13 protein-coding genes and 1 riboswitch are annotated in these 15,400 nt (G+C 72.2%); of the genes, 6 read left to right on the forward strand and 7 right to left on the reverse strand.

The features are described from left to right. Positions 1–11: 11 nt before the first annotated feature. Positions 12–1,547, reverse strand: a complete 1,536-nt coding sequence (locus P2424_RS15070; protein WP_276476253.1) for a cytochrome ubiquinol oxidase subunit I — start codon at positions 1,545–1,547, stop codon at positions 12–14. A 223-nt stretch (positions 1,548–1,770) separates the two neighbouring features. Continuing rightward, positions 1,771–2,868, reverse strand: a complete 1,098-nt coding sequence (gene hisC, locus P2424_RS15075) for a histidinol-phosphate transaminase (protein WP_276478984.1) — start codon at positions 2,866–2,868, stop codon at positions 1,771–1,773. Positions 2,869–3,507: 639 nt separating this feature from the next. Between hisC and P2424_RS15080 the strand changes: the two genes are divergently transcribed. The 3 genes from P2424_RS15080 (at position 3,508) to P2424_RS15090 (ending at position 7,550) form a co-directional block, all read left to right on the forward strand. Further along, the gene (locus P2424_RS15080; protein WP_276476254.1) at positions 3,508–4,683 is read left to right on the forward strand and encodes a LacI family DNA-binding transcriptional regulator; all 1,176 of its coding nucleotides are present in this window, start codon (positions 3,508–3,510) and stop codon (positions 4,681–4,683) included. 389 nt (positions 4,684–5,072) lie between these two features. Beyond that, positions 5,073–6,314 carry a metallophosphoesterase family protein gene (locus P2424_RS15085; protein ID WP_276478985.1) on the forward strand — a complete coding sequence of 414 codons (1,242 nt, stop codon included), beginning with the start codon at positions 5,073–5,075 and terminating at the stop codon, positions 6,312–6,314. 285 nt (positions 6,315–6,599) lie between these two features. Then, positions 6,600–7,550, forward strand: coding sequence for a hypothetical protein (locus P2424_RS15090; RefSeq protein WP_276476255.1), 951 nt, complete (start codon positions 6,600–6,602; stop codon positions 7,548–7,550). 94 nt (positions 7,551–7,644) lie between these two features. On the opposite strand, the gene P2424_RS15095 is transcribed toward P2424_RS15090, so the two are convergent. From P2424_RS15095 to P2424_RS15110, 4 genes are all read right to left on the reverse strand, one after another. After that, positions 7,645–8,823 (reverse strand): cystathionine gamma-lyase, encoded by a 1,179-nt coding sequence (locus P2424_RS15095; RefSeq protein ID WP_276476256.1) that lies wholly within the window; start codon positions 8,821–8,823, stop codon positions 7,645–7,647. A gap of 84 nt (positions 8,824–8,907) precedes the next feature. Then, the gene (locus P2424_RS15100) at positions 8,908–9,891 is read right to left on the reverse strand and encodes a fructosamine kinase family protein (RefSeq protein ID WP_346660090.1); all 984 of its coding nucleotides are present in this window, start codon (positions 9,889–9,891) and stop codon (positions 8,908–8,910) included. Further along, positions 9,888–10,382 (reverse strand): low molecular weight protein-tyrosine-phosphatase, encoded by a 495-nt coding sequence (locus P2424_RS15105; RefSeq protein WP_276476257.1) that lies wholly within the window; start codon positions 10,380–10,382, stop codon positions 9,888–9,890. The genes P2424_RS15100 and P2424_RS15105 overlap by 4 nt, the downstream gene beginning before the upstream one ends. Positions 10,383–10,386: 4 nt before the next feature. Then, a complete protein-coding gene (locus tag P2424_RS15110) occupies positions 10,387–10,758 on the reverse strand; it encodes a phage holin family protein (protein ID WP_276476258.1) in 372 nt (123 codons plus the stop codon). Between the two features lie 48 nt (positions 10,759–10,806). On the opposite strand from P2424_RS15110, the gene P2424_RS15115 reads away from it, so the two are divergent. Together P2424_RS15115 and P2424_RS15120 are read left to right on the forward strand one after the other, a co-directional pair. Then, on the forward strand, positions 10,807–11,124 hold the full coding sequence (locus P2424_RS15115) for a cupin domain-containing protein (protein WP_276476259.1): 318 nt from the start codon (positions 10,807–10,809) through the stop codon (positions 11,122–11,124). Positions 11,125–11,326: 202 nt separating this feature from the next. Then, the gene (locus P2424_RS15120) at positions 11,327–11,545 is read left to right on the forward strand and encodes a DUF5326 family protein (RefSeq protein ID WP_276476260.1); all 219 of its coding nucleotides are present in this window, start codon (positions 11,327–11,329) and stop codon (positions 11,543–11,545) included. Positions 11,546–11,651: 106 nt separating this feature from the next. Here the strand turns inward: P2424_RS15120 and P2424_RS15125 are convergent, their stop codons facing one another. Further along, positions 11,652–13,193: a YibE/F family protein gene (locus tag P2424_RS15125; RefSeq protein ID WP_276476261.1), complete on the reverse strand. Its 1,542-nt coding sequence runs from the start codon at positions 13,191–13,193 to the stop codon at positions 11,652–11,654. A gap of 71 nt (positions 13,194–13,264) precedes the next feature. After that, positions 13,265–13,400: riboswitch (TPP riboswitch) on the forward strand. Between P2424_RS15125 and thiC the strand changes: the two genes are divergently transcribed. Further along, complete coding sequence (gene thiC / locus P2424_RS15130; protein WP_276476262.1) at positions 13,393–15,219, forward strand: phosphomethylpyrimidine synthase ThiC; 1,827 nt, start codon at positions 13,393–13,395, stop codon at positions 15,217–15,219. It overlaps the preceding riboswitch by 8 nt. Positions 15,220–15,400 lie beyond the last annotated feature (181 nt).

A 15,400-nucleotide genomic window follows, 5' to 3' on the forward strand; every position in this document is an offset into this window, starting at 1 on the left:
GCCCCTGTCTGTCAGTACGAGAAGGCCATGGGCCGGTCTTCGGAGTCGGCGTCGGCGCCGCCGCTGCCGCCGCCGATCCGGGTGGGCGGGTTGAGGTCGGCCTCGGTCAGCTCGGGTGGCCCGGCCTTGACGTACGTGACCAGCAGCCGGACCTCGATGACGGCCAGCAGCGCGTACAGCGCGGTGAAGGAGATCAGCGAGATGAGCACCTCGCCCTGGGAGACGCTGGGGGAGACGGCGGCGGAGGTGGGCAGCACGCCGTAGACGACCCAGGGCTGGCGGCCGGTCTCGGTGAAGATCCAGCCCCAGGCGTTGGCGATCAGCGGGAAGCCGAGGGTGAGGACGGACAGCCGCCAGTACCAGGTGCCGAGCCGGGTGCCCAGTTCGCGTTCCTTGGTCAGGGCGAGCCGCGGCACCTGGTCCTCGCCGGTGCGCAGCCGCTCGGCCAGCCAGAACCGGCGCCGGGTGAGGTAGAGGCCGGCGGCGCCGAGGGCGAGCGAGGACATCCCGAAGCCGATCATCCAGCGGAAGGACCAGTAGGCGACGGGGATGTTGGGCCGGTAGTCGTCCAGCCCGGTGCTGTCCTTGAATTTCTCCCTGAGCTGCGCGTTGGTGTCGTTGATCCCGGGGACGGCCTCGTAGAAGTTGTCGTGCGCGAGGAAGGAGAGGACGCCGGGGATCTCGATGGCGACCTTGTTGTGCCCCTTGTCGACGTCGCCGTAGGAGAAGACGGAGAAGGGCGCCGGTGCCTGGGTCTCCCACAGCGCCTCGGCGGAGGCCATCTTCATCGGCTGCTGCTCGTACATGATCTTGCCGAGCCGGTCGCCGCTGACGGCGGTCAGCAGTCCGGCGGCCACCAGGGTGACCAGTCCGAGCCGCAGCGAGCTGCGCATCACGGCGATGTGCCGCTTGCGCAGCAGGTGGTAGGCGGCGATACCGACCATGAAGGCGGCGCCGGTGAGGAAGGCCGCGGTCATGGTGTGGAAGAACTGCGCGAGCGCGGTGTTCTGGAAGAGGATGCCGAAGAAGTCGGTCATCTCCGCGCGGCCGTTCTGCTCGTTGATCCGGTAGCCGACCGGGTGCTGCATCCACGAGTTCGCGGCCAGGATGAAGTAGGCGGAGGCGACGGTGCCGAAGGCGACCAGCCAGATCGTCGCCAGGTGCAGCTTCTTCGGGAGCTTGTCGCGGCCGAAGATCCACAGCCCGATGAAGGTGGACTCCATGAAGAACGCGATCAGCGCCTCGAAGGCCAGCGGTGCGCCGAAGATGTCGCCGACGAAGCGGGAGTAGGCGGACCAGTTCATCCCGAACTGGAACTCCTGGACGATGCCGGTGACCACGCCCATGGCGATGTTGATCAGGAAGAGCTTGCCCCAGAAGCGGGTCGCCTTGAGGTACTTCTCCTTGTTCGTGCGCACCCACGCGGTCTGGAGCACCGCCGTGAAGGTGGCCAGCGAGATGGTCAGGGGCACGAAGAGGAAGTGGTAGACGGTCGTGATGCCGAACTGCCAGCGCGCCAGTGTCTCCGGCGCCAACGCAAGGTCCACGTTGCTCTCTCCTTCAGGCACGCGCCTGAGCGCATTCGTGAATGCGTTCACATTCACAAGGCCAGCGTACGACGACCCCATTCCGGACATGTCACCGGGCCCCCTACTCGCCGTGAAGGTATGCCCAGAACGAGACCGGGCGGGCCCCCGGTCCTCGGGAACCCGCCCGGCCACCCGCGACCCGGCCGTCGCTCCACGCGGCGGAGCGACGGCCGAAACCGTCCTACGCCTCTTTTCGGAAAGCCGCCGCGACCTGCAGGAAGATGTCGTTGGCCGCGACCTCGCCGAGGGAGACCCGCACCCCTTCACCCGGGAACGGGCGCACGGTGATCCCGGCCTCCTCGGCGCGCTCCGCGAAGCCGGCGGCCTGCTCCCCCAGCCGCAGCCAGACGAAGTTCGCCTGCGATTCCGGCACCGCCCAGCCCTGCGCACGCAGCTCGGCCAGCACACGTGTGCGTTCCTTCACAAGCGCCTCGACCCGCTCCAGCAGTGCGTCCTCGCTGCGCAACGAGGCGATCGCCGCCTCCTGTGCGAGCTGGCTCACCCCGAACGGCACGGCGGTCTTGCGCAGCGCGGCGGCCACCGGCTCGTGGGCCACCGCGAAGCCCACCCGCAGCCCGGCCAGGCCGTACGCCTTGGAGAAGGTGCGCAGCACGCACACGTTCGGCCGGTCGCGGTAGAGCTCCAGCCCGTCGACCACCCGCTCGTCGCGGACGAACTCGCGGTACGCCTCGTCCAGCACCACCAGCACGTCGCCGGGCACCCGGTCCAGGAAGCGCTCCAGATCGGCACGGGGGATGGCGGCGCCCGTGGGGTTGTTCGGGTTGCAGACGAAGATCAGGCGGGTGCGTTCCGTGATCGCGTCCGCCATCGCGTCCAGGTCGTGCGCCTCCTGCTCCGCGCCCCCGGTCAGCGGCACCCGGACCGACGTCGCGCCGGAGATCTGGGTGATGATCGGGTACGCCTCGAAGGAGCGCCAGGCGTAGATCACCTCGTCGCCGGGTCCGGCGGTCGTCTGGAGGAGCTGCTGGGCCACGCCGACCGAACCCGTCCCGGTGGCCAGGTGTGCGGCGGGCACCCCGAACCGCTCGGCCAGCTCCGCGTACAGCTCCGTGCAGGCCATGTCGGGGTAGCGGTTGACGGAGGCGGCCGCCGCGGAGACCGACTCCAGCACCCCGGGCAGCGGCGGGTAGGGGTTCTCGTTCGACGACAGCTTGTAGGAGACGGGACCGCCGGCGGCGGCCGGACGCCCCGGCTTGTAGCTGGGGATGCCCTCCAGCGCCTCCCGCAGCCGGGGGCCACCCGGGCTCCGCTCGCTCATGTCACTCACCGCTGCTCCTCCTCCGTCGTCACCGTCGGCTCCGCCGGCGCGCTGCGCCAATACTCCTCACCTTAAGAGGATTCACCCGCACGGCGTAGCTCCCCGGGTGACCCCGGCCGTGTCCCGTCCGGTCGCGAAAAGCTTCCGGAGCGGTCTTGAGCTGGTCCTCTGTGGTCTCGCGTGGTCGCACCCGATCGGTAGGGGATCGCGAGTGAGCCCGCGAGGGAATCACTCGGACTCCGCTGCGGGGCCCGGGAGCCGCAGCGCTGCGCAGGACGACTGTGCCGTTCGGCCCTGCGAGGCGGGGCGCCGTGGGTAGGTGTGCGCCCCGAGGCTCGGAAGGGGGCGCTCGAATTTGTCGCACTCTCTCATTCACGCCTGCGTGCGCCGGAAATCACGCGCGCTGGTGGCGAGCGCGGTAGCGCGCGTCACTCGTGAAGGTGAGTTGGGAGTGGCTCTCATCCCCGCCGACGCCGTGGGACAGCGCGCTTCCTGCGGCCGGACACGCCCCGGAGCCGCCCGTTCCGAGCTGGGGTTTCCCCCGCTCGCCGGAGAAGAGACGGGCAACAGCGCCCCGCCTCGGCACCGCTCGCCGGCCGCCCTGCCACCCGCCTTCCCCGGGCCTAACATCGGCTCGCCATGACAGCAGCAGAGAAGCATCAGGCGGGCCGGACATCGGCCTCAGGGCCCCTGCCCGGGGCCGGGAGGTGCCCTCCCCCACGCGGCGGGGCCCGGTCGAAAGGACGGGCGGGCATCAGAGATGTCGCCGCCGCAGCCGGTGTCTCCATCACAACTGTCTCCGACGCCCTCAACGGCAAGGGCCGCCTCCCGGACGCGACGCGCAGCCACGTCCGCGAGGTCGCAGAGCGGCTGGGCTACCGCCCGTCGGCCGCCGCACGCACGCTGCGCACGGGCAAATCGGGGCTGATCGGCCTGACGGTGACGACGTACGGCGAAGAACCGTTCACCTTCACGGAGTTCGCCTACTTCGCCGAAATGGCCCGAGCCGCCACCTCGGCCGCGCTGGCCCGCGGCTACGCGCTGGTGATCCTGCCCGCACCGGCCCGGCGCGGGCCCGCGGAAGCCGGCGCCCCGGACGTCTGGTCCAACGTCGCGCTGGACGGGACCGTCGTCGTGGACCCCTCGGCGCAGGATCCGATCGTCAGCGAGCTGCTCCGCTCCGGACTGCCCGTCGTCTCCGACGGCCGGCCCAGCGACTCGCTCCCGGTGACCACCTGGGTGGACAACGACCACGAAGCGGCCGTCCGGGACATCCTCGACCACCTCGCCGAATCCGGCGCCCGCCGCATCGGGCTGCTGACCGGCACCAGCACCGACACCTACACCCGACTGTCGACCACCGCGTACCTGGACTGGTGCGAGCGGGTCGGCCAGGACCCGGTCTACGAACGCTATCCCGCGCACGATCCGTGCGCCGGAGCGGTCGCCGCCGACCGGCTGCTCGCCAGACCGGACCGCCCCGACGCGGTGTACGGGCTCTTCGACCCGAACGGCACCGACCTGCTGGCCGCTGCCCGCCGCTACGGACTGCGGGTACCCGAGGACCTGCTGCTGGTGTGCTGCAGCGAGTCCCCCGCCTACGCCACCACGGCGCCCTCGGTCACCACGCTGTCCCTGAAGCCCCGACGGATCGGCAACACCGTCGTCCAGCTGCTGATCGACGCCATCGAGGGCCTTGCTCCGGCGCGCCCCGTCCAGCGGGTGATGCCGACCGAGCTGATCGTCCGCGCGTCCTCCCGGCGCGGCAGCGCCCGCACGACGGTCAGCGCCCCCCGCACGCCCGCGTCCGACTGAGCACGGCCCGGCCGTTCGGACTTCGCCGCGGAACCCGAACGGCCGGGGCACGGACCCCCGGACGGCCGGGTGCGCGGCGTTCCGCGGCCGGGCCGGGCCGCGCGGGCGCTGCCGGGCGGGTCTCCGAGGGTATCCGGTGGCGGATTCCGTAGGGTACGACAGCGGAGAATTCCGGAGGAATTCCCCCTCGGCCCGGGCACCTCGTCAAATGCGCGTCCCCAGGTGCGTCACAAGCCGCGACCAGCGTTCCTATGATTGGGTGCACCCGGCCGAAGCCGGGGGAGTACGACACCGGGACCGGCTCCCGGCCTGGGGCGAAACCCCGGCCGACAGACCAGCAGATGGGGCCCACGGAAGGGGGAGGTCCTGCGGTGCACGGCGGCGGCGCGATGGTGGAGGGGTCGATGACTCAGGGGGCCGGTCAGGGACCCGACGTATGGCACGGCGGGGAGACAACACACGGCGAGGGGACCGCCCAGGCGCTGTCCGCTGTTCCCCGGCCCGACGGGCCCGGGGGGCCGCCCGATCCGCGGTCGGCCGGGGCCGCGCCCGCAGCGCGCCCGGATCCCCGCGCACCGATGGCCCCGGCAGCGCCACGCGCCGCCGCAGGCGCCCAGGCGGCGGACGCCGGGACGGCTGCCGGAACCGGTGCCACGGCCACCGGCAGCACGAGCGGCGGCGGGGACGGGATGCCCGAGGAGTACACACCGACCGAGCGGGATCTGCCCGTTCTGAGGACCGCCGTCGCGGCGGCCGGAGGCCCGGAGCCGACGATGGTGGACGTGCCCGTTCCGGCCGGCGCGGTCAACGACGGGGACGGACCGCTCTACGTCGTCGGGGACGTGCACGGCTATCTCGACGAACTGCGCACCGCACTGCGCCAGTTCGGCATCATCGACGCGGACGGCCACTGGATCGCGGGCAACGCCCGGCTGTGGTTCCTGGGTGACTTCACCGACCGCGGCCCGGACGGCATCGGCGTCATCGAACTGGTCATGCAGCTCTCCGCGGAGGCCGCGGCCGTCGGCGGCTACTGCAAGGCGCTGATGGGCAACCACGAGCTGCTGCTGCTCGGTGCGAAGCGGTTCGGGGACACGCCGGTCAACTCCGGCGCCGGCACGGCCTCGTTCCAGGCGGCGTGGCTACTCAACGGCGGCCAGCGCAGCGACATGGAACGGCTCGCCGACCACCATCTGCAGTGGATGTCGCGGCTGGACGCCATCGCGCTGGCCGACAGCCATCTGCTGGTGCACTCCGACGCGAGCTGCTACCTCGACTACGGCGACACCATCGAGGCCGTCAACGACTCGATCACCGAGGCCCTCCAGCGCAACGACGCCGAGGAGACCTGGGAGCTGTTCCGCAAGTTCACCAAGCGCTTCGCCTTCCGCGAGGAGACCTCCGGGCCGGCGGCCGTGCGGGAGCTGCTGGACACCTTCGGCGGCACCCGGATCGTGCACGGACACAGCCCGATCCCGTATCTGCTGGGCGAGGTCGACAGCGAGGACGGCGAGAGCGCGCCGGACGTGACCGGACCGCACGTGTACGCCGACGGGCTGGCCGTCGCCATGGACGGCGGCGTCACCATGGCCGGCAAGCTGCTCATCGCCCAGCTCCCGCTGGTGCGGTGAACCGGTCCCGTCGAGATCCGGTCCCCCGGCCGGGGGGCGCGGGGCCGGGCCGACGGGCGCGCGGAGCGCGGTTCCACACCCCTGCTGATTCACGCGCGGATATCCGGGCAGGTTTTTCCCAGAAGTGATCGGCTGGGGGGCGTCGCTGTAGCGGGTCAATTCTGGAAAGTGTCTGTCACGTGACGCGGGAACAGCTCTACCATCAGGGCTTGCCGTCCCGAGTTGTCCGCCTGCTGACCTGCCCCGCCCTCGACCGGCCGCCTGGGCCCTACGGAGCATCGGGGGATGCACATGAACAGCGCTCCGCACCTGCTGCGCGAGGACCGACCCGAATTCGAGCGGGTCCTCGACGAGGCACTGCGAACCGCTCACCGACGCCCCGACCTGGCGGCGATCGGCCAACGGCTGAACGCCGAGCAGTTGCGCACGATGGCGCTCAGCGCCGCCACCGCGATAGCCGCCTGCGCCGAGGCGGAGTACCAGCAGTTCGTCGGGCTCCGCGAGGAGCTGCGCCGCCCGGAGAACGCCCCGTCCGCCTCGGGCGCCCCCGTCGCGGACGGCCCCGCGCAGGGCGGCTCAGACGGCGCCGCTGCCGAGCTGCGCGGCCCCGGTCAGGGCGGCGGCAGCGTCGGGGAGCGGCTGGTGGGCGCGATGGGCGGCGAGAACCTCGCCGAGGCGTCCGGCGCCGGGCTGGTGGCGGTCGTCTCGGTACTCGCCCCCGTGCTGGCGGCCACCGCCGCCGTCATCTTCCTGCTGCTCGGCTACGCGCTGCGGCTGCTCTCCCCGGTGCCCGCGGTCGCCGGTCCGATCCGCAGCGCCGGTTGGGTGTTCGCGGCCTTCGCCGCCGCCGGGATCCTGGTGGCCATGGCCGGTCTGCTGCTCACGGCGCGGCGCAACGGTGCCAGTTCGATCCGGGCGGGCGGCGGCGGAACCGGCCCCGATCCGGGCGGCAGCCGGCTGACCGAGGAGGTGGCGCTGGCCCGCTCCGCCTGGCGGGAGGCACTGCTGGAGCGGGGTATCGTGCCGTTTCTGCGGGAGGCGCTGGCCGATCCGGACGGTCCGCGGCAGGCGCCGGCGGTCTACGTACCGCAGCCGCCCGGCAGTCCGCTCGGCTACTCACACCCCGGGTTCTCCAGCCGTCCTTCCTCGGAGACGGACGAGAAGCACTCCCGGCCGCGCTTCACCAGCCCGGACTACTCCAGCCCCGAGTACGGCGGCCCGGAGAGCCGGGGCTGACCACGGCCGGCCGGGAGCCGCCGCTCCCACGATGCGTCGAGGCACCCCGGCCCAGGAGCGATCCGAGGCCGCCGCGGGGTGGCCGGCAGGCGGCTCAGCCGGCCTGGTCCAGGGCCCGCCTGATGTCCGTCACCAGGTCGACGCTGTCCTCCACGCCGACCGACAGGCGGACGAAGCCGTCCGAGACCGCGTCGCCGCCCCAGCGGCCCCGGCGCTCGGCCGTGGAACGGACCCCGCCGAAGCTCGTGGCGTCGTTCACCAGGCGCAGCCGGCCCAGGAAGCGGTTGGCGAACGCCTGGTCGGACAGCGTGCAGGAGACGACGCAGCCGTAGCGGCTCATCTGCCGGGCGGCCAGCGGGTGCGCCGGGTCCTGCGGCAGCCCCGGGTGGCGCACGTTCCGCACCTCGGGCCGGACGGCCAGCGCCTCGGCGACGGCCAGCGCGTTGCCGGCCTGGCGCTGGGTGCGGACGTCGAGGGTCGCCAGCGACCGGTGCGCGAGCCACGCCTCCATCGGGCCCGGGATCGCGCCGACCGTCTTGCGCCAGCCGCGTACCGCCGCCGCGATGTCCGGGTTGCGGGTGGCCACATAGCCCAGGAGGACGTCGCCGTGCCCGGTGAGCGCCTTGGTGCCGCTGGCCACCGAGATGTCGGCCCCCAGCAGGAGGGGGCGCTGGCCGAGGGGAGTGGCGAGAGTGTTGTCCACGGCCACCAGCGCGCCGCTCTCGTGTGCGGCCGCGGCCAGCTTGCGGATGTCGCACACGTCCAGCCCCGGGTTGGAAGGTGTCTCCAGCCACAGCAGGTCGGCCCCCTCCAGTTCGGCGAGCTGCCCGTCGCCGCCGGTGGGAGCGGTACGCACCCGGACGCCGAAGCTCTCCAGCCGCTCGTGGAGCGCGGACAGCAGGTTGTAGCCGTCCGAGGGCAGCACCACCGTTCGGCCCGGACGGGCCTGCGAGAGCAGCACCGCGGAGATCGCGCCCATACCGGAGGAGAAGACCACCACCTCGGTGTCCGGGTCGCCGGGTGCCTCCAGTTCGGCGAGCGCCTGCTCCAGGTGGGTCCATGTGGGGTTGGCGTCCCGGCCGTAGGCGTACGGTGCGCCCTCCACCTCGCCGGGCAGGTGGTAGTGGGCGGCGAAGACCGGCCCCGGCAGGGGCGGCTCGTAGGGCTCCTCGGCGGGCAGCCCGGCGCGGACCACCCGGGTGCCGTCGGCGTCGTTCGCCGGGCCGTAGTCCAGATGCGGGCCGGTGAAGGGCGGATCCTCCGGAGCGGTCATGGCTGCCTCCCTGTCGCGCGACGCGGCGGGCCGCGGTCGGTTCCCGCCCGGTGCGGGCGGCGGACGGCGCCCGCACCGGGCCGGTCAGCCGAGTGCCGCGCGGGCCGCCGCGCCGCTCCGAGCACCGTATCCGCCGCCGAAGAGCACGGCGTGGACCAGGAGGTGCTGGAGTTGGTGCAGTGGGACCCGGGCCCGGCGGCCGGGCAGCGGACGGACCTCCTCGTACGCGGCGAGCAGCACGGGCAATTCGGGGCAGCCGAACAGTTCGAGCATCGCCAGGTCCGTCTCCGGATGACCGCCCTGGGCCGCCGGGTCGATCAGCACGGCCCGGCCGTCCGCCGTCCAGTGCACGTTGCCGGACCACAGGTCGCCGTGGATGACGGCGGCCGGCTGCGGAGGGCCCGCCACGGCCTCGTCGTCGAGCCGGTCGCACAGCCGCTCGACGTCCCGCGCTTCCCGCGGACCGATGCGGGCGCTGTCCACGGCAGCGCGCAGCAGCGGCAGCAGCCGATGCTCGGCGTGGAACGCGGGCCAGGCGGCCGGATCGGCGGTGGGCCGGGGCGGCGAGGTCAGCGGCAGCGGCCCGAGATAGCAGGGTTCCCCTGGAGTGCCCCAGGACGGCGCGGCCGTCCCGTGCAGTGCCGCGAGCGCACGGCCCAGCTGTTCGGCCGCCGCCCGGTCGGGCGCCCCCGGCTCGATCCACTGCAGGACGAGCACGTCCCGCTCGGCGGCGTACACCTCCGGCACCGGGACGGTCCCGGTGCCGCGCAGCCGGGCCAGCCCGGCGGCCTCGGCTGCGAAGAAGTCGGCGGGGGCGGCGTCCAGCGCCTTGGCGAAGACGGCGGTGGCGGTCTCGGCGAGGGCGGCGGACCCGGTGGGCGCGTTCGCGTGCCCCGCGTCGCCCGGGGCCTGGCGCTCCTCGCCCGGGGCGAGCACCACCTGGTAGGCGTCGCAGATGGAGCCGCCGCCGACCGGGACGGCCCGGTCGGCCCGGCGGCCCAGCAGTTCGGCCGTACGGGCCACCGGGCGCGGAGGCGGCGGGGCGGCCCCGCCGCCGGCGGCCGTCAAGGCGCCTCCCGGGCCCCGACGGCGGCCGCGACCTCCGACAGCAGCCCGGGGACAGCGGCCTCCACCATCTCCAGGCACCGGGCGAAGCCGCGTGCGCCTCCGTAATAGGGGTCCGGCACGCTCAGCTCGTCCGGACCGCTGCCCGGGTCGTAGGAGCGCAGCAGCCGCACCGTGGCGGCCTCGGCCGTGGTGCGGGCCATCGCCCGCAGCTGGGCGGCGTGCCCCTCGTCGAGGGCGACGACGAGGTCGTGCCGGTCGAACCAGTCCGGTTCGAACAGCCGCGCCGTGTGGCTGAGGGGATACCCGGCGGCCTCCAGCACATCGCTCGTCCGCGGATCGGCGGCGTCACCGAGGTGCCAGCTCCCGGTGCCCGCGCTGCCGGTCTCGACCAGACCGTCCAGCCCCGCCTCCCGCAGCTGGGCGCGGAAGACGGCCTCGGCCATGGGAGAGCGGCAGATGTTGCCGGTGCAGACGAAGCAGACGCGGTACATCCCGTCAGTCCCGGTCCAGGGCCATGTTCAGCGCCCAGGAGACGACCGAGATGATCAGACCGCCGAGGAACGCGGTGCCGAACCCGTCCACATGGAAACTCACGTCGAGCTTGTCCGCGACCCAGGAGGTCAGCATCAGCATCAGCGCGTTGATCACCAGCGTGAACAGCCCGAGCGTGAGCACCAGCAGCGGCAGCGAGAACAGCTTCACGATCGGCTTGACCACGACGTTGACGACGCCGAAGATCAGGGCGACGACGAGCAGCGTCAGCGCCTTCTCACCTGAGGAACCACCGGTCAGCTCGATATCGCTGAGCAGCCAGGTCGCGACGGCCAGAGCCGCCGCGTTGGCCAGCGTCTTGATGAGGAAGTTCATACTCAGATCGTCGCAGAACAGCCGCCAGGCCAGGGAGAGGGGACAGCGGTGAAGGCATTCCGGCTGGAGGAGCTGGAGGCGGAACGTGCCGTGAACGACGGCGCCTACCTCCGCTTCCTGCACGAGCGCAACATGTCGGCCGGCCTGTACGCGCTGGACGCGGGCGCCGTCGACCGGCAGCAGCCGCACGCCCAGGACGAGGTGTACTTCGTCGTCAGCGGCCGCGGCTCGATCACCGTCGGGGTGGAGACGACGCAGGTGGCGCGGGGCAGCGTGGTCTATGTACCGGCCGGGGTGACGCACAAGTTCCACCACATCTCGGAGGACCTGCGGGTCCTGGTGGTCTTCTCGCCTCCCGAGAGCTGACCGGACCCGCGAGCGGGCCGAGCGGGCTCTGCGGGGTCGAGCAGGTTCTGCGGGGTCGAACAGGTTCTTCAGGGTCACCTCAGGGTCGGACTCAGGGGAGGACAGGGGCCCGCAGCGGCCCATCGGCCCACCGCCCGCTCTAGCATCGGGGGCAGAGGGTGCGAAGAGCCCTCGCCAACTCTCAGAGACGGAGCAGACAGTCATGGACGCGAAAGGCACCCTTGCCGGCCTGCCGTGGTGGGTCACGTGGATCGTCATACCGGTGATCGCGCTGGTCGTCTTCGGCGGCCTGATCGCCAGCCTGGTCGGTTTCCTGATCGGCCTGCTGTTCAAGGTGCTGATCTTCGTCGCCCTGGTCGGCGGTGTCGTCTACCTCGTCCGCCGCTTCAAGGGCGGCGGCTCCTCGGGCAGCGGCTGGTGAACCCCCGCCCGCACCGGGCGCACCCCGCGGCGGAGCGGCCGGGGGGCCAGGAGACCGAACGGCTGTACGCCGCTCCGGCGGGCCGGGAGCCGTCCCCCGCCCCGGCTCACTTCGGCTTCCGCCGCCTCCCCCGGCCGCCGGTGACCCCGGCGCCGCGGCCCGGCGCGGGGCGGCCGCCGGACGCGGGGGCGCCGGAGACCGGTTCCCCGGGCGCCGGTGCGGGCACGCCCGGGGGCGTGCCCCCGGCGGCACGGCCGCCGACCGCTTCCGCCGCCTCGGGCCGCCCGCGGTCCGCCGAGACGACGAGCGCGGCCAGCAGCGTCGTGACCGGCACCGACGCGACGAGGCCGATGGAGCCGACCAGTGTGCGGATGATCTCTTCGGCGACCACCTCGCTCGTGGCGACCATCGTCACGTCGCTGCGCGCGATCGAGAAGAGCAGCAGCAGCGGCAGCGCCGCTCCCGCGTAGGCCAGCACCAGGGTGTTGACGACGGACGCGATGTGATCGCGGCCGATCCGCATGGCGGCCCGGTAGATCCGGCGCCGACCGGCCCCGGGATCGGCGTCCTTGAGTTCCCAGACGGCCGAGGTCTGGGTGACCGTCACGTCGTCGAGCACGCCGAGCGAGCCGATCAGCACCCCCGCGAGCAGCAGCCCGCGGATCTCGATACCGGGGTAGAGCCCGTGCACCAGGCCGGTCTGGTCGTCGGTGTTGCCGGTCAGTCCGGCCCAGCCGATGAACAACGAGCCCAGCAGCCCGATCAGCAGGAGCGACACCAGTGTGCCGAGCACCGCGACCGAGGTGCGGGCGGACAGGCCGTGGCACAGATACAGCGTGGTCAGCATGATGGCGCTCCCGCCGACCACCGCGACCACCAGCGGATTGGAGCCCTGCAGTATCGCGGGCAGGATGAACAGGGTCAGCACGGCGAAGCTGATGACCAGCCCCACCAGCGCCAGCACTCCGCGCAGCCGCCCCACGAGCACCACCACGAGCGCGAAGAGGCCGGCCAGCAGCACCATCGGCAGATCCCGGTCGGTGTCGACGACGCTGTACTGGAGATCGCGCGGCGCCTTCGCGGCGTAGGCGACGACGACGTCCTGCCCGACGGAGTAGCTGCGGGTGGCGTCGGGCGGTACGACCTCGGTGAAGGTGTGCCCCGTGTCCTTGCCCTCGGTGACCTCGATGCCGGCCTTCCGGCACGTCCCTTGGGCTCCGCCCTCGCCGCCCTGTTGCCCACCGCTCCGCTCGGCGGAACCTCCGCCCGAGGAGCCGGGCGGTTGCCGGACGTTGGCCTTGCCGCAGTCCACCTCGGCCAGTTCGACGACCTTGGCGGTGAAGGTGGGCCGGTCGAAGCCGACTCCGGAGTGGTCGTGCTGGTGCCCCGGAACACCCCCTGGCCACAGCACCACCAGACCGGCCAGCACGGCCGCCGCGAACGGCACCAGCACCGCCGCGATGACCTTCCGCAGATGGCGGGAGACGGGTTCGGCGGGCCCGTGGCTGTGACTGTGCCCGTGGTTGTGCCCGTGCCCGTGCCTGTGGTCGGGCCCCTGGCCCTGGGCGGGCGCATGGACAGGGGCAGGGCGGTGTCCGTGAGCAGGGCCGGGTTCGGGCGCGGGGACGGCGGGGTCGGTGTGGGTCACCGCCCGATCATCGCAAGAACGGCCGGGCGGGGTGTTCAGTCCGGGCCGTGTGCCGTTAGCGTAGAGGCGCCTTTGCACATCGCGGGAGCTCCGAGCACGGGGCTGAGAGGGCGCTGACCTCCGTGGAAGGGACCACGGAACCGGCTGCGCCGACCGCCGAACCTGTTACCGGGTAATGCCGGCGTAGGGAGTGGGTCTCATGACCACGCAGGATGCACACGCGCGCGCCGAGACGGCCGAAGAGGCCGGAAGCGCCGAAGGGGCCGAGAAAGCCCTCGGCTCGCACAAGGGATATCTGCAGGGATCGCGCCCGGACATCCGGGTCCCCGTCCGACGGGTGCACCTCACCAACGGCCGGGACGTGACGCTCTACGACACGTCCGGGCCGTACACCGACCCCGAGATCGACACCGATGTGCGCCGCGGCCTGGCGCCGCTGCGCGAGAACTGGATCGTCCAGAGGGGGGACACCGAGGAGTACGCGGGCCGTGAACTGCGGCCCGAGGACGACGGCCGCAAGCACACCAGCCCACGCGGCGGAGTCGTCCGCGGCGGCGCCGACGATCTGGCGGGGCTCGACGCGGTCTTCCCGGGCCGTCCGCGCCAGCCGCGGCGCGGCCGGAACGGCGCGGCCGTCACCCAGCTCGGCTATGCGAAGCGGGGCGAGATCACCGCGGAGATGGAGTACGTCGCCCTCCGCGAGAACCGCAGCCCCGAATTCGTCCGGGACGAGATCGCCGCCGGGCGGGCCGTACTGCCCGCCAACGTGAACCACCCGGAGACCGAGCCGATGATCATCGGGAAGAACTTCCTGGTGAAGGTGAACGCCAACATCGGCAACTCCGCCGTCACCTCCTCCATCGAGGAGGAGGTCGAGAAGATGACGTGGGCGACCCGGTGGGGCACCGACACCGTCATGGACCTCTCGACCGGCCGCAACATCCACACCACCCGCGAGTGGGTGCTGCGCAACTCCCCCGTCCCCATCGGCACGGTGCCCCTGTACCAGGCGCTGGAGAAGGTGGACGGCAAGGCCGAGGAACTGTCCTGGGAGGTCTACAAGGACACCGTCGTCGAGCAGTGCGAGCAGGGCGTCGACTACATGACGGTGCACGCCGGGGTGCTGCTGCGCTACGTCCCGCTGACGGCGCGCCGCAAGACCGGCATCGTCTCCCGCGGCGGCTCGATCATGGCCGCGTGGTGTCTGGCGCATCACCGGGAGAGCTTCCTGTACGAGCACTTCGGCGAGCTGTGCGAGATCCTGCGCTCCTACGACGTGACGTTCTCGCTCGGCGACGGGCTACGGCCCGGATCGATCGCGGACGCCAACGACGCGGCGCAGATGGCCGAGTTGGACACCCTGGGCGAACTGAACCGGATCGCCAAGGCGCACGATGTGCAGACCATGATCGAGGGTCCCGGCCATGTGCCGATGCACAAGATCAAGGAGAACGTGGACCGCCAGCAGGAGGTCTGCGAGGAGGCCCCGTTCTACACGCTGGGCCCCCTGACGACGGACATCGCGCCCGCCTACGACCACATCACCAGCGGCATCGGTGCGGCGATGATCGGCTGGTGGGGCACCGCGATGCTCTGCTACGTCACTCCGAAGGAGCACCTGGGGCTGCCGGACAGGGACGACGTCAAGACGGGCGTGATCACCTACAAGATCGCCGCCCATGCCGCGGACGTGGCCAAGGGCCACCCGGGGGCGCAGGACTGGGACGACGCGCTCTCGGACGCCCGGTTCGAGTTCCGTTGGGAGGACCAGTTCAATCTGGCGCTCGACCCGGACACGGCCCGCTCGTTCCACGACGAGACGCTGCCGGCCGAACCGGCCAAGACCGCGCACTTCTGCTCCATGTGCGGCCCGAAGTTCTGCTCGATGAAGATCAGCAGAAGCATCACAGAGCAGTTCGGCGGCGAAGAGGGCGCGTCCGCCGAGGAGATCGAGGCGGGGATGCTGGAGAAGTCGAGGGAGTTCGCGGCGGCGGGCAACCGGGTGTATCTGCCGATGGCCCCGTGAGACCCGCGCGCCGGTAGAGCGGGGGCGGGAGCCGCGAGGGCGGTTCGTGGCTCCCCCCTCCTGCCACGAACCGCCCGGTTCGATGCGCGCGGCGGCGCGGACGACAAGAATAGTTGACTCAGCGTCAGTGTCCAGTCACTTATGGATATGGACCTCTTGGGCGATGTTCTGACCTGATACG

The sequence above is a fragment of the Streptomyces sp. WMMB303 genome, assembly GCF_029351045.1.
Lineage (GTDB): Bacteria > Actinomycetota > Actinomycetes > Streptomycetales > Streptomycetaceae > Streptomyces.